General features: G+C 69.5%; 17 protein-coding genes. 9 read left to right on the top strand and 8 right to left on the bottom strand.

Annotation, left to right across the window (positions count from 1 at the left end):
* Positions 1-22: 22 nt before the first annotated feature.
* The 6 genes from ACFWZ2_RS17055 to ACFWZ2_RS17030 all read left to right on the top strand — a co-directional run bounded on the left by ACFWZ2_RS17055 (position 23) and on the right by ACFWZ2_RS17030 (position 6,090).
* Positions 23-670 (top strand): TetR/AcrR family transcriptional regulator, encoded by a 648-nt coding sequence (locus ACFWZ2_RS17055; RefSeq protein ID WP_384546320.1) that lies wholly within the window; start codon positions 23-25, stop codon positions 668-670.
* A 55-nt stretch (positions 671-725) separates the two neighbouring features.
* A complete protein-coding gene (locus ACFWZ2_RS17050; RefSeq protein WP_384546318.1) occupies positions 726-1,013 on the top strand; it encodes a hypothetical protein in 288 nt (95 codons plus the stop codon).
* Positions 1,010-1,408, top strand: coding sequence for a type II toxin-antitoxin system VapC family toxin (locus ACFWZ2_RS17045; protein ID WP_384546316.1), 399 nt, complete (start codon positions 1,010-1,012; stop codon positions 1,406-1,408). The genes ACFWZ2_RS17050 and ACFWZ2_RS17045 overlap by 4 nt, the downstream gene beginning before the upstream one ends.
* A gap of 122 nt (positions 1,409-1,530) precedes the next feature.
* Positions 1,531-4,995: a type ISP restriction/modification enzyme gene (locus tag ACFWZ2_RS17040; protein WP_384546314.1), complete on the top strand. Its 3,465-nt coding sequence runs from the start codon at positions 1,531-1,533 to the stop codon at positions 4,993-4,995.
* 109 nt (positions 4,996-5,104) lie between these two features.
* Positions 5,105-5,629, top strand: a complete 525-nt coding sequence (locus tag ACFWZ2_RS17035) for a hypothetical protein (RefSeq protein WP_384546313.1) — start codon at positions 5,105-5,107, stop codon at positions 5,627-5,629.
* Positions 5,630-5,874: 245 nt separating this feature from the next.
* On the top strand, positions 5,875-6,090 hold the full coding sequence (locus ACFWZ2_RS17030) for a hypothetical protein (protein WP_384546311.1): 216 nt from the start codon (positions 5,875-5,877) through the stop codon (positions 6,088-6,090).
* Positions 6,091-6,125: 35 nt separating this feature from the next.
* On the opposite strand, the gene ACFWZ2_RS17025 is transcribed toward ACFWZ2_RS17030, so the two are convergent.
* From ACFWZ2_RS17025 to ACFWZ2_RS17015, 3 genes are all read right to left on the bottom strand, one after another.
* A complete protein-coding gene (locus ACFWZ2_RS17025; RefSeq protein ID WP_384546309.1) occupies positions 6,126-7,499 on the bottom strand; it encodes a class I SAM-dependent RNA methyltransferase in 1,374 nt (457 codons plus the stop codon).
* 132 nt (positions 7,500-7,631) lie between these two features.
* On the bottom strand, positions 7,632-9,686 hold the full coding sequence (locus ACFWZ2_RS17020; RefSeq protein WP_384546307.1) for an APC family permease: 2,055 nt from the start codon (positions 9,684-9,686) through the stop codon (positions 7,632-7,634).
* Positions 9,687-9,747: 61 nt separating this feature from the next.
* Positions 9,748-11,979: an MMPL family transporter gene (locus ACFWZ2_RS17015; protein WP_384546485.1), complete on the bottom strand. Its 2,232-nt coding sequence runs from the start codon at positions 11,977-11,979 to the stop codon at positions 9,748-9,750.
* Between the two features lie 284 nt (positions 11,980-12,263).
* Here ACFWZ2_RS17015 and ACFWZ2_RS17010 point away from each other — a divergent pair, with 284 nt between their 5' ends.
* The 3 genes from ACFWZ2_RS17010 (at position 12,264) to ACFWZ2_RS17000 (ending at position 13,533) form a co-directional block, all read left to right on the top strand.
* Positions 12,264-12,596, top strand: a complete 333-nt coding sequence (locus ACFWZ2_RS17010) for an ArsR/SmtB family transcription factor (protein WP_384546304.1) — start codon at positions 12,264-12,266, stop codon at positions 12,594-12,596.
* Positions 12,596-12,835: a hypothetical protein gene (locus ACFWZ2_RS17005; RefSeq protein WP_384546303.1), complete on the top strand. Its 240-nt coding sequence runs from the start codon at positions 12,596-12,598 to the stop codon at positions 12,833-12,835. Before ACFWZ2_RS17010 ends, ACFWZ2_RS17005 begins: the two co-directional genes overlap by 1 nt.
* Positions 12,836-12,963: 128 nt before the next feature.
* Positions 12,964-13,533, top strand: coding sequence for a putative glycolipid-binding domain-containing protein (locus ACFWZ2_RS17000; RefSeq protein WP_384546302.1), 570 nt, complete (start codon positions 12,964-12,966; stop codon positions 13,531-13,533).
* Between the two features lie 16 nt (positions 13,534-13,549).
* Here the strand turns inward: ACFWZ2_RS17000 and ACFWZ2_RS16995 are convergent, their stop codons facing one another.
* The 5 genes from ACFWZ2_RS16995 to ACFWZ2_RS16975 are packed head-to-tail and all read right to left on the bottom strand — an operon-like array spanning position 13,550 to position 19,747.
* Entirely contained in the window at positions 13,550-14,938 is a 1,389-nt protein-coding gene (locus ACFWZ2_RS16995; protein WP_384546301.1) for an aspartate aminotransferase family protein, read from the bottom strand.
* Positions 14,935-16,341 carry a methylaspartate mutase gene (locus tag ACFWZ2_RS16990; RefSeq protein ID WP_384546299.1) on the bottom strand — a complete coding sequence of 469 codons (1,407 nt, stop codon included), beginning with the start codon at positions 16,339-16,341 and terminating at the stop codon, positions 14,935-14,937. The genes ACFWZ2_RS16995 and ACFWZ2_RS16990 overlap by 4 nt, the downstream gene beginning before the upstream one ends.
* Entirely contained in the window at positions 16,325-16,906 is a 582-nt protein-coding gene (locus ACFWZ2_RS16985) for a cobalamin-dependent protein (RefSeq protein WP_384546297.1), read from the bottom strand. Before ACFWZ2_RS16985 ends, ACFWZ2_RS16990 begins: the two co-directional genes overlap by 17 nt.
* A gap of 9 nt (positions 16,907-16,915) precedes the next feature.
* On the bottom strand, positions 16,916-18,139 hold the full coding sequence (locus ACFWZ2_RS16980) for a fatty acid desaturase (RefSeq protein ID WP_384546295.1): 1,224 nt from the start codon (positions 18,137-18,139) through the stop codon (positions 16,916-16,918).
* A 3-nt stretch (positions 18,140-18,142) separates the two neighbouring features.
* On the bottom strand, positions 18,143-19,747 hold the full coding sequence (locus ACFWZ2_RS16975) for a pyridoxal phosphate-dependent decarboxylase family protein (protein ID WP_384546293.1): 1,605 nt from the start codon (positions 19,745-19,747) through the stop codon (positions 18,143-18,145).
* Between the last annotated feature and the right edge of the window lie 14 nt (positions 19,748-19,761).

Raw genomic sequence — 19,761 nt, 5'->3', positions numbered from 1 at the left:
CGGATTCAAGTACACTCACGATGTGAGATCGACTGCGGCACAGGAACCGGGCGAGCCGACGACCGACCGGCGCGGACGGCGCCGCACCGCGACACGGGACCGGCTGCTGACCGCGGCCCTGGAGCTGTTCGCCACCCAGGGGTACGCGGCCACCACCTACGACCACATCGCCGAACGCGCCGACGTGGGACGCCAGACGGCGTTCAACCACTTCCGCCGCAAGGAGGACTTCGTGATCGCCTGGGTCCGCCAGCGCCACGAACTCCTCGACCGGCGGGAAGCGGCGGAAGCCTCCGACAGCGGGACCGCCGTCGAGGCCCTGGCAGGCGAACTGCGCGCACTGGCGGAGCTCAACGAGCGGGACTACACCCTGGCCAAGGAACTGCACGACAACGGAGTGCTGCACAGCGCCTTCGCCCTCGGCACGGCCACGCCCCGCGCATTCGTCGCCGCCGTCACCCGCGGCCACCAGAACGGCGAGATCCGCCACGACCTCGACCCCGAGAGCGTCGCCGACCTGATCTTCGACAGCTACGTCACCGCACTGAGCCGCTGGCTGCACAGCGACGGCAACTTCCCCCTCACCGAAGCCCTGCTCGACCGCCTCGCCATCCACACCACGGGCTTCACGCCCGCGCGCGTCACGCGTGCGTCACGACGTCACTCGTAACGCACGCTCCGACCCGGAAGGCGCCATATGGCATTAAAAATGCCATACTCGTGTCATGGCTGACGACGACACCGACTTCTTCCCCGGCGATGGACCCAGCAGCGGGATCTCCGTCACCCTCACCGCGGGCACCCTGCAGGCCATTCGTGAGCGGGTCGGCAAACGCGGCGTATCCGCGTACCTGGAGAAAGCCGCTCAACGCCAGATCGAGCGCGACAACCTGGACGAGCTGATCGCCGACTTCGACCAGGTCAACGGTCCGGCCGATGCAGAGGCCGTGGCCGCCAAGCGGGCCAAGCTCACCGGGAGTTCGCCCTCTTCCGGCGCCGGGGCTGCCGCGTGAGCGGCGCCCTCGTCCTGGACAGCGAGGGCCTGGCCAAGGCCGTTCAGCGCGACCGTGAGGTCCACGAGTGGCTCACCGCCGCCCGCGACGCCGACCTCCCCGTCATCACCTCCGCCGCGGTCCTCGTCGAGGTGATTCACCCAAAGATCAACGACGCCGCAGTGAAATGGACGCTGCCCCGGCTAAGAGTCGAGCCGGTCACCCAGGCCATCGCCCAGTCCGCCGCCACCCTGCTGCGCACCGCCGGACTGCACGGCCACAAATACGCCATCGACGCCATGCTCTGCGCCACAGCCCTCGCTCACCCTGGCCGTATCACCATCCTGACCTCAGACGTTGAAGACATTGCCATACTCACCGCCAGCCACACCCGAGTCGCAACCGAGAAGGTCTAGCACCAACAGCATCGAACCCTGCGGTGGGACTGAGCACCTTGGGCGGCACTCTCGACGAGAAGTGATGCTCTGCCTACCGTGAGTTGAAGAAGACGTGGGGTGTGCTGACCTCGGGGGGCGGGATGCAGCGCAAGGAGCGGATTCGGGGCATCGTCAGCGAGTTTGGAGCTACATGTAAGCGGGCGTTGCTGCACGGGCAGAAGGAAGCCGCGATCCGCCGAGCGGTAGAAACCCTTCTCGTTGACGCGGCAGGGGTGTTGGGACTGCAGGCGGTGTTACATGCCGAGGTGGCCATCGCCACGCACCGAATACGCCCTGACCTGGCGGTGCGGATTGGAAAGTTATCGCGCAACATCGTCGGCTATGTCGAGCTGAAAAGCCCCGACAAGAGCACGATCCATCCCGGCGGCCTGAATCAGCGTGACCGACGCCAATGGGAAGGCATGGCAAAACTGCCCAACCTGATCTACACGAACGGTCAGACCTGGATCATGTACCGCTCAGGTCGGCAGTACGGCGACACCATCCACTTCGAGGGTGATCTACGCAACGCCGGCTCACGCCTACGGCTGCCGGTCGCCAGTGAGGCCGCCTTCGAAGCCATGCTCGTCGCCTTCTTCGGCTGGCAACCCCGACCGCTGACGTCAATGCGGGAAGTGGTCGCCCAAGTCGCCCCGCTGTGCACTCTTCTGCGTGATGCCGTCCACGACCGTCTCGATGTCGAAGCGGGCCTTCCACGCCACCGGCGCCCGTTCACCGACCTGGCCTCCACACTTGAGGTTGACCTCTTCCCAACCACGGATGACCGGGACAAGCGTGCCACCTTCGCTGACCGCTACGCCCAGTCCGTCACCTTCGCCCTCCTGCTCGCCAGTTCAAACACCGCTGGCGGCAGAGGCAAGGCATTGATCGGCATGAGCTTGCACGAGGTAGGTCGACACCTTGGGGCTCAGCACTCCGTGATGGGCCGCGCCCTACAAATCCTCACCGACCAGGTCGAGGGAGAATTCCGCGACAGCCTGGACATGCTCGTCCGCGTCATCGACGCCATCAACTGGAAAAGCGCCCTCGCTGGGGAACCCAGCTTCCACGTCCATCTCTACGAACATTTCCTGCAGGAGTACGACGCCGACCTACGCAAGGACTCCGGCACCTATTACACGCCAGCCCCGCTGGTGACAGAGATGATCCGTCTGGTTGATGAGGTACTGGCGACCACTCTGGACTGCCCGGATGGCTTCGCTGACCCCGGTGTGTCCATCATCGACCCGTCGATGGGAACCGGCACCTTCCTCACCGGCATCATCGACCTCGTCGCCCGCAAGCAGTCCGAAGGTGGCAACGAAGGCTTCCGCGCCGAATCCGTGCAAGAACTCGCAAGCCGCCTGATTGGATTCGAAAAGCAGATGGGCGCCTTCGCTGTCGCTCAAATGCGCGTGGGACAGATGCTCCGGCACCTCAATGCCCGGGTGCGACTGCGTGACATGCGCCTGCATCTGGCCGACACTCTCGCCGACCCGTGGCGACCCAGTGAACTCTTCGATCGCTACGGCGCCTCGTGGGGGCCTTTGCGCGACGACGCCGAGGCGGCCAGCACTATCCAGCGCAACGAGCGCATCACCGTCGTCATCGGTAACCCTCCCCACCGTGAACAGGCCGAAGGCCAGGGTGGATGGATAGAGAACGGCTCACCGGGCCGCGGCGCCCCGCCCCTGGACGACTTCCGGCTGCGCGGTGCGGCAGGCGTGTACGAGAACAAACTGAAAAGCCTGTGCACCTACTTCTGGCGCTGGGCCACCCACAAGGTCTTCGACCAGCATGGCGATCACCGTCATGGCGTCGTCTGCTTCGTCAGCACCGGGGGCTTCATCCGCGGTGCCGGCTTCCAAGGCATGCGTTCCTACCTAAGGCGCACCTGTACGGAGGGTTGGGTCATCGACCTCACACCCGAGACTAAAAGGCCGCCGCTCAGCAGCCGCTTCTTCCCTGGAGTCCAGCAGGAGTTGGCCATCGCCATCTTCGTCCGCCGCCAGGGCGAGCGGCCGGAAGACTTGGCCCCCGTCCACTACGCGGCCGTTCATGGAAACCGACAGAGCAAAGAGGAGCAACTGCACAACCTGCACATCAACAGTCCCGGCTGGCGCACTTCTCGGCCTGTCGAGCCCGCCCCTTTCACACCTGCTTCCCAGAGCGGCTGGGATGCTTTCCCAGCCCTCACTGAGCTAATGCCCTGGTGCAAACCTGGCCTCAAGCCCAACCGGAACTGGGTAATCAGTCCGTCCAAAACCGTCCTGAGCCGACGCTGGGACCTCCTCGTCCAAGAACGCAACCCAGCAACAAAACAGGAACTGTTCAAAGAGACCCGAGACCGCACCTTGGACAAGGAAGCCCTCCAGATCCCGGGGCATCCCCACCCGTCGACCCGCCTGCGCATCGAGCAAGGCCCCTGCCCCGCTCCGATACGCATCGCCCGCAGAGCCCTGGACCGTCAGTGGCTCATCCCCGACGGCCGTGTCATCGACCGCTCCCGCCCCGAGCTGTGGCAGGCCGATATCGACGGCCAGATCTTCGTAGTCGAACAACACACCCAACGCCTGCAGACAGGTGCGGGACTGCTCTTCACTGCCCTGATCCCCGACATGCACTACTTCAACGGAAACGGTGGCCGCGTCCTACCGCTCATCCACCCCGACCGAACCCCCAACATGACACCAGGGCTCTTGCCCCACCTCGCCAACTCCTACGGCCTAGAGCAAGTCCTCCCCGAGGACTTGCTCGCCTATATCGCCGCTGTCACTGCCCACCCGGCCTTCACCGAGCGGTATGCGGACGACCTCAACTCCCTCGGCGTACGTATCCCCCTGACCTCCGATCGTGACCTCTGGCACGAGGCCATCAACGTTGGGCACCACGTTTTGTGGGCCTCAACGTTCGGCACACGCTGTATCGACCCCGACAACGGACGCCCGGCAGGCACATGGAACTGGTGGCGGCGCGTACACCCCGAGATCACGTACGCCCAGGAGATCGCATCCGACTGCCTCCCATCGGCTGTCGACTACGACGTCGAGCACCAGCATCTTGCTATCGAGGGCGGTATCTTCACCGGTGTCACTCCACGCATGCGCAGCTACTCCACAGGCGGGCGCAACGTGCTCGACAGCTGGCTCGCCTATCGGAGCGACCGCACCGCCGGCAAGATAACCAGCGAACTCGACCGTGAGCGCCCTGAGCGCTGGGAACCGGAATGGAGCCGGGAACTCGTCGAAGTCCTTGCTGTACTCAGGCATCTCACGGCCTTGGAACCTCAGCAGGCAGACCTTCTCGACCGCGTTGCCGCCGCCCCGATGATCGATGTCGCTGAACTCACCCGCCGCAATGTCCTCCCGGTGCCTGACCGCGCCCAGCACGCTCGCACCGGCCCGATTCATGTACTCCTGCCCGGCATGGACACAGTCGATGGCCAACCGCCAGGCCCCGTCGAGTCCCTGTCTCTCCCGAACGACCCCGCTGATACCACGCCGCCCAAGCCCCACTCACCAGCACACCCCGCCCCACGCGCCCGACGGCGTCGCGGTCCGACCTGATTGATGGCGCCCGGATTCCCGCGGCAGCGACGAGCATCGCCTCCGCGGCAACACCCCGGGACCACTGGAGGACCACAGGCGACAGGCCCTCAACGAGCGGCAGGAGGCCGTGCTCGACTGGGCGGGCCAGGAGTATCCCGACGGAGGCCGGCCGGACAGCAGGTACAAGGTCAGCGCGCAGGCCCTGCAAAACCGAGGACTCGTCAAAGTCACCAAACGCAGCGGGCATTGGAGCGCTCACCTCACCGACAAGGGGCGGCAGCATCTCACCAAACGCGGCATCCGCCCCGTGGAGCAGAACGCTGAACCTCCTGGACACCCCGGCCGAAATCCGGCACCGTCACACCCCAAGGCAGTACCGAAGGCTCGTACGAACTTCACGGACCACGCAACCAATTGGGCATCACGGCTCAACGCCGCCCGAAAGTCCGGCAAGATCCCCCGCACACAAGAGCTCTACGGATGCCGCGCGCACCGCGGCTACGAAATCAAGCTCGTCGACATCCTCGCCTGGCGCCTCGCCGAACTCACCCCGCTGTCCGTTCCGTCCAGACTCACCAAACCCCGCTCCGTCGTGGCCGCCCTCCAAAAGCAGCCTCAACCCATGGGCCCGACCAACCCTGTCCAAGGCTGAGCTCTGTGCATCATCCAGGCCCTCATCACCGCCGCTGAAACGCAAGGTCATAGGGCAGCACTCGGAACCACGCAGCGTCGGATTCCTCGTCCTCAAGAACTGGACCGCAGCGAACACGTCCCCACTGACAAGGAGCTCGCCGACGCCAAGAAGCACTCATGGATGCGCATCGCACGCTTCGACGGCACGCCCTCAGACCTCATGCGTTTCATGCTCCGTGGCGGCAACCCGCACCGTGCCCCTCCGTGACGAAGCCGCCATGCACGAAGCGCGCGCCATGTCGCTGTCACGGACGGGAGAAGACCGAGATCGAGGCGTGGCTCGCCTTCGCAGACGCCCGCCTTCAACATCTCGCCGAGGTCGCCTCGGCGCCGAAACTGCCCAGCTCGCCGAAGCCCAGCGGCGACGGCCTCAAGCCCTTCCTCGGCCGCTGGAACCCCTACGGGCCCTGCTCCTACTGAGCCTCGACTCTCCCGCGACTCATGGAAACCGCGGGTCAGCGCCCCTTCTCGGCAGGCTCCAAAATCGCCACGCACTCCACATGATGCGTCATAGGAAACAGATCAAACGCCCGCAACGTCCGCACCTTGTACCCGCCCTCCCGGAAGTACCCCAAGTCCCGCGCCAGCGCAGCGGGATCGCAGGCCACGTACGCGATGCGGCGGGCGCCGAGGCCCGCCAGATGGCGCACCGTCTGCTTGCCCGCGCCCGCGCGGGGCGGGTCGAGGACGATCAGGTCGACCTCGGTGATGCCGGTGCGGGGCAGGACCGATTCGACCTTGCCCTGTTCGATGCGGACGCGGTCGAAGGCCGCGAGGTTGTGGCGGGCGTCCTCCACCGCGCGCTTGCCGGACTCGATGCCGAGCACCGCGCCCTTGTCGCCGACGCGGTCGGCGAGCGCGCCCGCGAAGAGGCCGACGCCGCAGTAGAGGTCGAGGGCCGTCTCGCCCTTGCGGGGGGTGAGGCCCTGCATGACGGCGAGCATCAGGGTCTCCGCCGCCTTGGGGTGGACCTGCCAGAAGCCGCCGCTGCCGACGCGGTAGGTGCGGCCGTCGGCGCGTTCGCGGACGAAGGGGCGGCCGTGGACGCGGTGGATTCCGCCGTCCTGTTCGGCGACGCGCATCACCGAGACCGGCTTGTCGAGTTCCACGATGGGCAGGCGCGCGCCCGGCTTCGGGGCGAGGATCACCTGGCGGTCCTGGGAGCCGGTCGCCGCGATCGCCTCGATGGAGGCCATGCCGGACCAGTCGCGCTCCTCGATGCCGAGTTCGGAGACGCCGGGGGCGGCGATCATGCAGTGCTCGATCGGCTCGACCTCGTGGGAGCGGTGGCGGCGCAGGCCCGCATTGCCGTCGGCGTCCACGGCGTACTGGACGCGGGTGCGCCACTGCGGGACCTCGCCGGAGGGGAGCTTGTCGCCCTCCGCCGGCATGACGGTGCCGTCCCAGCCCGCCTCTTCCGGGGTGAGGCCCGCGAGGCGCTGCAGCTGCTCGGCGATGACCTCGCCCTTGAGGCGGCGCTGGGCGCCCGGCTTGGCGTGCTGCCAGTCGCAGCCGCCGCAGCGGCCGGGCCCCGCGTAGGGGCAGGGGGCCTCGACGCGGTCCTTCGACGCCTCCACCACCGTGACGGCGTCCGCACGCAGGAAGCGCGCGCCTTCCTCGCCCTCGGTCACGCGCGCGACGACCTTCTCGCCGGGCAGCGCGTGCCGTACGAAGAGGACCTGGCCCTCGGCCGTACGGGCGATGCAGTGGCCGCCGTGCGCCACGGGGCCGACCTCGACCTCGTACTCCCGGCCGACCAGCGAGACGCTCGCCTCAGCGGCGCCCGCCCGTGCGTTCCCCGCCTGCTTTTTCTTCGGTTCTGCCTGCATGGCGGGGTGACTCCACAACGTGAAAGAGGAACGGCCGGACAACAGCCCACCAGTCTACGTGGGTGTCGTCCGGCCGCCTGACCAAAAGGATCAGCCCTGCTCGAGAAAGGATCGGCCCTGCTCGAGAAAGGGTCAGCCCTTCTTGCTCGTCTCCTTCGCGCGCTTCGGCTTCTCCACCGGGCCGCGCCGGACCGCGCCGGGCGCGTTCCACTCCTGGCGCCTGCGGGCCCGCTTCTTCGCGGCCTCGGAGGAGTCGAGCTGGTAGGGGACGGAGGTCACCATCACGCCCGGCGTGAAGAGCAGTCGGCCCTTGAGGCGCAGCGCGCTCTGGTTGTGCAGCAGGTGCTCGTACCAGTGGCCCACCACGTACTCGGGGATGATCACGCTGACCACGTCGCGCGGGCTCTCGCGGCGCAGGTTCTTCACGTACTCGATGATCGGGCGCGTGATCTCGCGGTACGGCGAGTCGAGGACCTTGAGGGGAACCGTGATGCCGCGCCGCTCCCACTCCTCCTTGAGGGCCTTGGTCTCCGCCGGGTCGACGTTGATGCTGAGGGCTTCCAGCGTGTGGGAGCGCATCAGCTTGGCGTACGCGAGGGCGCGCAGCGTCGGGCGGTGGATCTTGGAGACCAGGACGATCGAGTGGACCCGGGAGGGGCGCACGCTGTCGTCGTTGGGGGCCTCGGGGGCGGCGATCTCCTCGGCCACGCGGTCGTAGTGGCGGCGGATCGCCGTCATCGTCGCGTAGAAGATCACCATGCCGAGCAGGGCGACCCAGGCGCCGTGCGTGAACTTGGTGACCAGGACGACGACCAGGACGAGGCCCGTGAAGAAGGCGCCGAAGGTGTTGATCGCACGGGAGCGGACCATGCGGCGGCGCTTGTTCTGGTCGCGCTCGGTGGCCAGGTGGCGATTCCAGTGCCGGACCATGCCGATCTGGCTGAGCGTGAAGGAGACGAAGACGCCGACGATGTAGAGCTGGATGAGGCGGGTGGAGTCGGCGCCGTAGATGACGACGAGCAGGGCCGCCGCGCCCGCGAGCAGCACGATGCCGTTGGAGAACGCGAGGCGGTCGCCGCGGGTGTGCAGCTGGCGCGGCAGGTAGCGGTCCTGGGCGAGGATCGAGCCGAGCAGCGGGAAGCCGTTGTACGCGGTGTTGGCCGCGAGGAAGAGGACAAGGGCGGTGGCGGCGGCGAGCACGATGAACAGGAAGCTGCCGTTGCCGAAGACCGCCTCGGCGACCTGGGAGATCACCGGGTTCTGGACGTAGTCGCTGCCGACCGGGGCGCCGTTGTGGACCAGGTCGTGGGCCGGGTTCTCGGCCATTCTGACCTTGGTCACCATGGCGAGCGCGATGATGCCGCAGAACATCGTGACGGCCAGGCCGCCCATGAGCGCGAGCGTCGTCGCGGCGTTCTTGGACTTCGGCTTGCGGAAGGCGGGCACGCCGTTGCTGATCGCCTCGACGCCGGTGAGGGCCGCACAGCCGGAGGAGAAGGCCCGCAGGAGCAGGAAGACGAGCGCGAAGCCCGCAAGGCCCTGGTGCTCGGGCTTGATCTCGAAGTCGGCGGTGGGCGCCTTCATGGTGTCGTCGAGGACGATGCCCCGGAAGGCACCCCACGCGATCATGATGAAGACGCCGGCCACGAAGACGTACGTCGGGATGGCGAAGAGCTTCCCGGACTCCTTCACGCCGCGCAGGTTCATCAGCGTGAGGAGGACGATGACGGCCACCGCGCAGAGCACCTTGTGCTCGACCACGAAGGGCACCGCGGAGCCGAGGTTCTCGATGCCCGAGGAGATCGACACGGCCACGGTCAGGACGTAGTCGACGAGCAGGGCGCTCGCGACGGTGAGTCCGGCCTTGGGGCCGAGGTTGGTGGTGGCGACCTCGTAGTCGCCACCACCGCTCGGGTAGGCGTGCACGTTCTGTCGGTACGACGCCACGACGGTGAACATCAGCACCACGACCGCGACGGCGATCCACGGGCTGAAGTGGTACGCCGACACACCCGCGATGGAGAGGACGAGAAGGACCTCTCCCGGCGCGTACGCCACCGAGGAGAGCGGGTCGGACGCGAAGACGGGGAGTGCGATGCGCTTCGGCAGGAGCGTTTCTCCGAGCCGGTCACTGCGCAGTGCGCGCCCGATGAGGATCCGTTTGGGCACGTCGGTCAGTTTGGACACGCAGAGGATCGTAAGCGTTCGAATGGGCGCTCGCCCACCCACCACCCCCCAACTGCTCCGGTTATCCGTCCTGTGCGACCCCGCGCCCCGCGGAGTGACCGGAATACGGACGCTCCGTCGCCTCGGCGGGAGCCGTGTGCCGCGCCGTGGCACGGGCCTCCGCGCGGCGGATCGCGCCGGACGGCCACCAGGTGGCGCGGCCGAGCAGGAGCAGCGCCGCGGGCAGGATCATGACGCGGATCACGAAGGCGTCGAGCAGGACGGCCACCGCGAGGACGAAGCCCATCTGCTTCATCTCCAGGATGTGCAGCATCACGAAGCTCGCGAAGACGGTGACCATGACGATCGCCGCGCTGGTGACGACCTTGGCGGAGGACGCGATGCCGTCGAGGACCGCCTGCCGCGTGGGCACTCCGTTCAGGGCGGCCTCGCGGATCCGGCTGACCACGAAGACCTGGTAGTCCATCGAGAGCCCGAAGAGGATCACGAAGAGGAAGAGCGGGACGCGCGAGGAGATGCCGTCGAGCGAGTCGAAGGAGAGCAGCCCTTCGGCCCAGTGGCCCTGGAAGACGAGGACGAGCAGCCCGATCGCGGAGGCGACCGAGAGCAGGTTGAGTACGGCGCTGAGCAGTCCGAGGACGACGGAGCGGAAGGCGTACACCGTCATGGCGAAGGTCATCAGGAGCAGGAAGCCGAGGACGAGCGGCAGCTTCTGGTTCTGGTGCTCCACATAGTCGGTGCCGCGCGGCACCTCGCCGGTGACGGCCGTCTCGACGCCGGGCAGCCTGCCGACGGTCGCGGGGAGATAGTCGTCGCGGATGTGGTCGAGCGAGGCCTCTGCCTTCGTGGAGTACGTCGGGTGCGGGGAGTTCAGCTCCAGAGTGGTGGTCCTCCGGTCCTCAGAGGAGCGGAGGAGCGGAGCACCGGAGGGGTGCGCGAAGAGCGGATCGGCCCGCGCCGCGCGGTCGAGCGCCGTAAGGGCCGCGCGCACGTCACCGGCCTGCGAGGCCGCGGCCCGCACCACGACCAGGTGCCGCACGCGCTGCTCCGGGAAGGCGTCGAGCAGCCTGTCGTACCCCTTCATCGCGTCGATCTCGCGCGAGAAGCTGTCCCGCGCCGGGCTCTTGAGGTTCATGTCGAGCGCGGGCAGCGAGAGCCCGAGCAGGGCGAGCACCGCGAGGCACAGGGTGAGCGCGGGGCGCTTGCGGGCAGGGGCGAGCAGGGCGTTCCAGGCGCGTCCCGGCCGCTGCTCGCCGTACGCACGGACGGACTTGCCCCGTGCGCGGCGCTTGGCGGCGCGGCGTTCGGCCCGGTGGCCGAGCTTGACCAGGAGCGCGGGCAGCACGGTCACCGAGCTGACCACGGCCACCGCGACGACCAGGATGGTGCCGGTGGCGAGCGAGTCGAAGATGACGTCACGGGCCAGGAAGAGCGCGGTGGTGGAGACGATCACGGCGAGTCCCGAGACGACGATCGCGCGGCCCGCCGTCGCGGCGGCGGCCTCGACGAGCGCCTCCGAGGTGAGGCGGCCGCCCGCGCGGGCCCGCTCCTCGCGTTCGCGCTTGAGATAGAAGAGCGTGTAGTCGACGCCGACGGCCATGCCGATCAGCAGGATCATGCTCATGCCCACGCCGGTGTCGGGCAGCAGGTGCGAGGCCAGCATCGCGAGGCCCATGGTCGCCATGATCGAGGTGAGGGCGAGCAGCAGCGGCACGCCGACCATGACGACCGAGCCGAAGACCACGGCGAGCGTGATCAGCGTGATGGGCAGCGTGATCGCCTCGGAGAACTTCAGGTCCTTGTTGCGCTGGTCGTCGACGCCTTTGCTGACGGAGGCGTCGCCGGTCTCCTCGATGACCAGGTCCGGGTGGGCCTTCGCGGCCGCCTCGGTCTGGGCCTGGAGCGGCGGGACGTTCTTCTGGTCGTCCTGTTCGGAGCCGTTGAGTTCCACCGGGACCCGCAGGACGCGGCCGTCCGCGGAGCGCACCGGGGCCGCGACCGAGGCGACCTCGGGCAGCGCCTTCATCCGGGCGGTGACGTCCTTGACGGCGGCGTCGGCGGCGGCCTTGTCCAGGGGGCCCGACCGGGCGCGGATCAGCACCTGTTCCGTGGACCTGAACTGGACGCCGCCCTCGGTCGCGAGGGCCTCGGCCCGGCCGGCCTCGCCGACGCGGAAGTCCTCCGATGTCGCGCTGTTCATCCCGGCGGCGCTCCCGCCCACGAGGCACAGCACCACGAAGAGCAGCCAGCCGACGATCGCCCGCCAGGGGTGCAGCGCGCTCCACCGGGCCACGCGCACCGTGACCGACCGCTTCCCCGTCCCCGTGTGCGTCCTCGCCGCCGTGTGCTTCCCCGTCCCCGTTCGCAGCCTCATCCCCGTCGCACCTCTTGCCACTTCCGTCCCACCCGTTGCCGCATCCGTGCCACCCCTTCATGCTTCATGTGTAAGTGGACACTGACAGGTGAAGGAGCGGACCGTCAACCACCGTCCGGCGCCCCGAAGAAGCCGATTGACAGTGGATCACGCCATATGTAAGCCTTGACTGACAGGTTTCGGGACCAGCGCGAAGGCGGGACATGGACAGCGAGGAGCTGCTGGCTTTTCTCGCGGCGGTCGGCCATGCGCAGCGCATCCGGATCATCAACGAGCTCGCCACGGGGCAGCTGTACGTCAGCGAACTGGCCCGTCGGCTCGGGGTGTCCCGCCCCCTGCTCTATATGCACCTCGAACGCATGGAGAAGGCCGGTCTCGTCGCCGGCCGACTGGAACTCTCCGACGACGGCAAGGCGCTCAAGTACTTCGAATTGGCGCCGTTCGACGTGCAGTTGAACGTGGATACGATCGTCGCCGCCCTCCGGCAGGACCAGGCGGACGACGACGAACAGCACTCATCAAGGGGGACGTCCTAGTGGACGACGTGATCATCCCGGTCGCCTTTTTCCTGATCCTCGCCGGCGCGATCGTCGCGGTCGCCTACTTCCAGTCGCAGCGCAACCGCGAGCGCGACCGCCAGTACGCCGACGCCATGCAGGCCTACCGCGAGGCCGTCGAGCGCGCCAGATCCGAGCAGGAGGCGAACCGGCTGCAGCTCGTCGAGCTCGGCCACCGCCTGGAGATGGTCGAGGGCCTGCTCCGCAGCGTGGACTGAACCGCCCGCGGCGCGGGACCGGCCCGACCGCGGCGTGGACTGCACCACCCGCGGCGCGGCCACGGCGCCCGTCGGCCCCCGGCGTCCTAGGGTGGCTGGCCAGTCGGCCCTTTCACCGGGAGAGACACATGGCTACGCAACAGTCCGTGCTGACCTGGCAGAACGAGGAGAGCGGCGGGTTCGAGACCGCCTGGATCGACCTCACGGAGAGCGGTCTTGCGGCCCGGGGACGCGCGGTCGGCATCGTCCCGCACCCCTACTGGCTCAGCTACGAGCTCGACACGGACGAGGAGTTCGCCACCCGGCGGCTCCAGGTCACCGCCGAGGACGCCACCGGGAGCCGGAGCCTCGATCTGCGCAGGGACGGCGGCAGTTGGACCGCGAACGGCGAGCCGCTGCCGCTCGTCGAGGGTGCGCTCGACTGCGACCTCGGGCTCTGCCCGCTGACCAACACGATGCCGGTCCTGCGGCACCGGCTCCACCAGGGCACCGGCCAACGGGACTTCCTGATGGCGTGGGTGTCCGTGCCCGACCTCACGGTCCGGCCCTCGCGGCAGACGTACACCCACCTCGGCCGCGCCGGGGACGGCGCGGCCAGGGTGCGGTACGCCTCCGGGACGTACGTCTCCGACCTGGAGTTCGACGACGCGGGCCTGGTCGTCGCCTATCCGGGGATAGCGCGCCGGCTCTCCTCCTGAGGCGGGGAACCCCGCGTCACGCCGTGTACGCGTCCGCCACGGACAGCGCCTCGTCGAGTGCGGCGAGCCCCTCACGTGCCTCCGCCTCGCTCAGATTGCAGGGCGGGACCACGTGGATGCGGTTGGACGTGGCGAACGGCCACACGCCCTTCTTGCGGCAGGCGGCCATGACCTGGTTCACCGGCTCCGAGTCGGCGGGCGCCGCCGCGTACGGCACGAGCATCTCGCGGGTGTCCGGGTCGCGCACCAGCTCCAGGGCCCACATGACACCGAGACCGCGGACCACCCCCACCGACGGGTGTTTTCCGGCGAGTTCGCGCAGCCCGGGGCCGAGGACGTGCTCGCCGAGCCATGCCGCGTGCTCGACCATGCCCTCCGCCGCCATGGCCTCAAGGGTGGCGACGGCGGCCGCACAGGCCAGCGGATGGCCCGAGTACGTCAGGCCGCCCGGGTAGGGCCGGTCGTCGAAACCGGCGGCCACCCGCTCGGAGATGAGCACGCCGCCCAGCGGGACGTACCCGGAGTTGACACCCTTGGCGAAGGTCAACAGGTCCGGTTCCACGCCCCAGTTGTCGACCGCGAACCAGGTCCCGGTGCGCCCGAACCCCGTCATCACCTCGTCCGTGATCATGAGGATGCCGTACGTGTCGCAGAGCCTCCGTACGCCCGCCAGATAGCCGTCGGGCGGCACGATGACTCCCCCGGTGCCCACCACCGGCTCGATGATCACCGCGGCGATCGTCGAGGGACCCTCCATCGCGATCGTCGACTCCAGGTGTTCCAGGGCCCGTTCGCACTCCTCGCGTTCCGTCGTGGCGTGGAAGGGCGAGCGGTAGAGGAAGGGGCCGAAGAAGTGCGCGACGCCCGCGCTGCCGTTGTCGCTGGGCCAGCGGCGGGGGTCGCCGGTGAGGTTGATGGTGGTGGCGGTGGCGCCGTGGTAGGAGCGGTAGGCGGAGAGGACCTTGGGGCGTCCCGTGGTCAACCGGGCCATGCGGACGGCGTGTTCGTTCGCCTCCGCGCCGCCGTTGGTGAAGAAGACCCGGTCGAGGTCGCCCGGCGCCCGCTCGGCGATGAGCCGGGCGGCGGTGCTGCGCGGCTCACTGGCGAAGGTCGGGGCGATGGTGCACATCTGCCGGGCCTGCCGCTCGATGGCGGCGATCACTGCGGGGTGCCCGTGCCCGATGTTGAGATTGACGAACTGCGAGGCCAGATCGAGATAGGTACGGCCCTCGTAGTCCCAGAAGTACGATCCCGAGCCGCCCGCGACGGGCAGCGGATCGATGTGCCGCTGCGCCGACCAGGAATGGAAGACGTGCGCGCGGTCCGCCGCCCTGATCGCATCGGCCTGCTGCGGTGACTCGACGGCACGCGCCGCGTCGCGGGCGTGCGAAGGCTGTGTGGTCACGGTGTCCTCACTCCTGTGGCTCCGGTGGCACGAAGGGACGTGGTGGTCGCGCGGCCTTCCGCGCTGAGGAAGTAGTTGATGTCGGCGGTGATGCCCTCCGTCAGGTTCCGGGTGTCCCGGTGGCCGCGCAGCCGCCCGGCGTTGAACCTGCGGGTCCGCTCGGAGAAGGGCAGCGCGCCCGGGTCCAGATAGCGGACCGCTCCGCCGGGTTCGCGCGCCGGGAGCACCGCCGAGCGCGCGTGTCTGCTGGCGCTGAAGGGGATGTCGAGCGTGCCCGTGCGGAAGGCGGCCGCGATGTCGTCGAGCAGGCTGGCGCCCTCGAGGACCGGGGTGACCAGCTCGGTCACCTCGCGCTGGATCCAGTACATCTCCTCCTGTACGCGCGCCTCGTCCAGGCCCGCACCGGCCGCCGCGTCCGCGACGCCCCGCGCCGCGGTGCGGATGCCGTGCGCGTTCGCCGGGCCGTCCGGGACGCCGATGGCCTCCTGGTTGGTCTTGTTGATGACCTTGGCGGCGCCGCCGAGCCGGGCCACGAGCCCGCCGTAGCGGACCAGCGCGTCGGCGGTGTCCGGGTCCTTGGGGAAGACGCCCATGAACTCGTGCAGGACCGGATACACCTCCACCGACCGCGGCAGATGGCGCCGGGCGAGCGCCCTGATCGACCGCAGCGCGGCGACGTCCTGGTGGGCCTCGCCGCCCTGCGGATACGCGATGGAGAGGCAGCGCACGCCCTCGCGGGCCGCCGCGACGGCTTCGAGGAGGGTGACCGCGAGACTGATGGACGGCGGTACGAGGACCGCGGTGAGGGTGCCGAACAGCTCCCTGTCGACGATCACCCCGTCCTCGGCGAGCCGCCCGCAGGCCGCGTCGACCCGCTGCCAGGCGCGCAGCGAACGCTCCAGGGGTACGTCCTTGGAGTACGGCAGGTTGTACGCGATGCCGCCGCCCTCGAAGGAGGAGATGCCGGAGGCGACCGCCACGGCGAACAGCACCCGGGCGTCCGGCGATCCGTGTCTGACCTCGAGGGGCACGTCCACCGCCTCGTTCAGCTCGCGGCCGCGCCGCCAGCCGTGGGCGACCAGCGGATAGCCGTTCAGGCCCGCCGGATCGGTGTCGAGGACCCGCCGGGCCGTCGCGAACCGCCCGAGGCGCGTGAACGAGTCGATGGTCACCGAGAGGACGCCGGGGCGGGCCCCGCGCAGGGTGCGGAGCAGCCCGAGCATCGGCGCGTGCCCGCCCACGCCGCAGCGCGGCTGGACGACGGTGCGCCCCTCGCGGTCCGCCGCGCGCAGCACCTGCGCCACCGGGGGCTTGCGGCTGCCGCGCAGATACGCCACGGATTCGGCCGCGGTGGGCAGTGCGGCGGCGCCCTGCCCCACGTCGAGTTCATCGAGCCAGGACACGATGGACTCCCCCGCCGGGCTCGCCGGGTCCGGTGGACCGCCGCGCCCCGGCCAACAGGTCGAGCAGGAGCGGGAGTTGGGTCGCGTCGCTCAGCACGTGGTCCACGCCGAGCGCGCGCAGGCGCCGTTCGTCGTCGTCCTCGCTCTTGTGGCTGCCGACGGAGAGATTGCCGCCCACGATCACCGGGCATCCGATGCGGCCCGCGGCGCGCAGCCGGGGAAGGTCGCGCAGGTCCTCGTGCGCATGGCCGTTGAGGCTGCCGATGATGACGGCCTCGGCGTGCGGGTGCGCGTCGAACGCGTCGGCGAACTCCCGCAGCGGGGTGCACACGCCGAGGTTGAGCACCTCGATCCCGTGCCGGCGCAGCTGCATCTCGATGAGCCGGTTGGCCACGGCGTGGGCGTCGCTCTCGGCCACGCCGAGGATCACGGTGCGGGAAGGGAGCGGTTCTCCGGCGTCCATGGGGTTCCCGTCGGTAAGAACAGTCGTATGGGTCGGCTGGGGCGTCTTGGTCGTCTTGGTCGTCTTGGTGGTCTTGGTGGTCTTGGTGGTCTTGGTGGTCATCCCTGCGCCTCAGTCGTCGAACGCGGCATAGAGCTTGCGCTTGCTGACATCGGCCAGGCGTGCCACGTCGAACTCCGTGGGATCCGCCGCCGACAGCGAGTCGAAGACCGCGTTGATGGCCGGGACCAGGCCCCATACCTCGCGGTACGGGGGCCAGCCGCGGTGGCCGGAGCGTTCGTCGGCGGCGCGGGCGAAGACGTAGTCGCCCCAGACGCGGCTCATCGGATGCCGGTGGTGGTAGTCGTGGCAGACGGTGTCGCCGGTGAGGACGAGATAGCGCGACGGGAAGTGGATCAGGAGCATCCGCGTCCACCAGCGCGTCCAGGCGCCCAGGTGCGCGAGACCCGTCACCTCCCGTGCGGGCGCCCGCTCCCCGAGGAAGATCGCGTTGGTCAGGCTCGCGAAGTACGCCTTGCCGCGCCGCTCGGTGGTGTCGGGGGCGGGGAAGGTGTGCTTGACGCAGAGCCGCAGCGTATTGCTCACCTGGTAGAAGAAGGTCAGCGGAAGCACCCAGGCGACGAGCACGAACGTCCAGGCGTGCAGCCAGGTCGCGAGCGCCGCGACGAGGCCGAGGAACACGGCGGCCCCGACGCGTTCCGCCGCCGACGCGGTGGCGGCGTACGACCGGACGCGCGAGCTCAGGAAGCGCAGATGGAACACCGGTGACGCCAGCTTGCCGAGCAGTCCGCGCCACATGCGGCGGCGGCTCATGCCGGGCCGCAGTTCGAGGCTGAGCAGGAACGCCTGCACCGTGGGGTCCCGCAGCGTCATGTGGTGGACGGCGTGGTGGTCCCTGACGTGTTCGGTGCTGTACTCCTCGAAGTGCTGGACGAGGAGCAGGGCGCAGATGATCCGGCCGACGATGCGGTCGGGGCGCGGCCGGGCCCACATATTGCGGTGCGCACACTGGTGGAAGATCATCATCCGCAGATTGCGCATGCCGTGCAGGGTCATCGCCCAGCCCGGCGGCAGCAGGGCGAACAGCCAGCCCCCGAGGGCGAGGGCGGTGCCGCTGAGGGCGAGTCCGCCGACCATGGAGCACAGGGCGTTGACCAGGTGGACGGTGGGCGGGGTGCGTATCGCCCGCTGTCCGGTATGGGGTTTGCCGGTCAGGAAGGTCAGGGGCAGGGCGAGGAAGGCGGGCAGCACCCGCATCGAGTCCCGGATGCCGTGGTCGAGGGGCGGATAGCTGCCCGGGGTGGCGGGCACGGGACCGGTTTCGGCGACGTACACGGTTCACGCCCCTCCGTGCTCCGGTGCGGCGGCCGGGGCGGGCCGCGTGGCCGCCGCCTCCATGGCCCGGGCCGTGGCGATGATCCCGCCGATCACGACGTCCAACTGCCCCGTGGTGGTGGCCGGGTTGAGCAGCATCAGCTTGAGGAAGACCGGGCTGCTGCCGTCGGGGCGCGGGACGCGGGTGCGGGCGAGCAGGGCGGTGCCTTCGGCCATCAGACGGCGCCGCAGCGCTCCGTTGAAGACGTCGGCGCGCTCGGTGTCCGCGGCGCCGTTCGCGTCCGTGTGCGCGCCCGCCGCGTCCGGTGCCCATCGGAGCAGGACCGTGCTGAGCGCGGGCTCCGCCGCGAGTTCGAGGCCTGGTTCCGCGGCGATCCGGCCTGCCGCGTACCCGGCGAGTTCGTGACAGCGGTCGACCATCGCGGCCATGCCGTCCCTGCCGTAGGAGCGCAGCGTCACCGCGACCTTGAGGGCGTCGACCCTGCGGGTGGCCTGGACGGAGTCGGCGTACAGGCCGTAGTAGCCCGCCTCTTTGTCGTCGCCCGCGTTGAGCGTGGTGGTCTGCTGGGAGAGCGCGTCGAGCGAGCGTGCGCTGCGGACGAGGAAGACGCCGGTGGACGCCGGGGTCCAGCCGAACTTGTGCAGGTCCATCGTGATGGAGTCGGCGTCGGCGATCCCGTCGAGGCGTCCGCGCAGCCGCGGCGAGAGGAGCATCCCGCCGCCGTACGCGGCGTCGACGTGCAGCCATACGCCGTGCTTGCGGGCCACCGCGACCAGTTCGGGGAGCGGGTCGACCCAGCCCTCGTCGGTGGAGCCCGCGCAGGCGATGACCGCCACGGGCACGGTGTCGTCGGGCAGTTCGCCGAGCATGCGGTCGAGCTCGTCGGGTATCAGGCGCCCGGTGGGGTCGGCGGGCGCCCGCAGGATCGCGTCCTCGCCGAGGCCGGTGATGCCGACGGCGCGGCCGATCGAGAAGTGGGTCGCGTCGGAGCACAGGACCACCGGGCGCCTGCCCATACCGGCGAGCCCGTCGGCGAAGGGGGTGCCGCCCGCGGGGGTGGTCACGGTGTTGTCGCGTGCGGCGAGGACCGCCATGAGGTTGGAGAGGGAGCCGCCCGCGGTGAGCGTGCCGCCCGACTCGGGCCCGTAGCCCGCGATGCGGGCCAGTTCACGCACCACGTACCGTTCGAGTTCGAGGGCGAAGGGGCCGCTCTCCCAGGCGTGCAGGGACTGGTTGAGGGTGGCCGCGACGAGTTCGGCGGCGACGGCCACGGTGGTGGGCGGGCACTGCATCCGCGCCACGGCGGCCGGATGCGTGATGTCGACCGCCCAGTGCGCGTACGCCGCCGTCAGGTCCCGGAACACCTCGTCGGGCGCCGCGGGGTGCTCGGGCAGCAGCGGCCCTTCGAGGGCGCGGCGGGCGGCGACGGCGACGGCGGGCGGGCCGCCGGGCAGGACAGGACCGCGGCGTACGGAATGGGCGTCGCGCAGGGTGTCGATCGCCGTGTTGACCAGGGTGCGCAGATCCTCCAGGCCGTCGGGGGTGCCCGCGGGCCGGAAGTCCGTCGTTCGCTGCTCGTCTGTTCGCTGCTCTTCGACCGTGGTCATGCCACGACCTCCCT

The organism is Streptomyces sp. NPDC059002 (assembly GCF_042740435.1).
Lineage (GTDB): Bacteria > Actinomycetota > Actinomycetes > Streptomycetales > Streptomycetaceae > Streptomyces.
The sequence above is the reverse complement of the archived record's forward strand: the minus strand, read 5'-3'. Positions and strand labels throughout refer to the sequence as shown.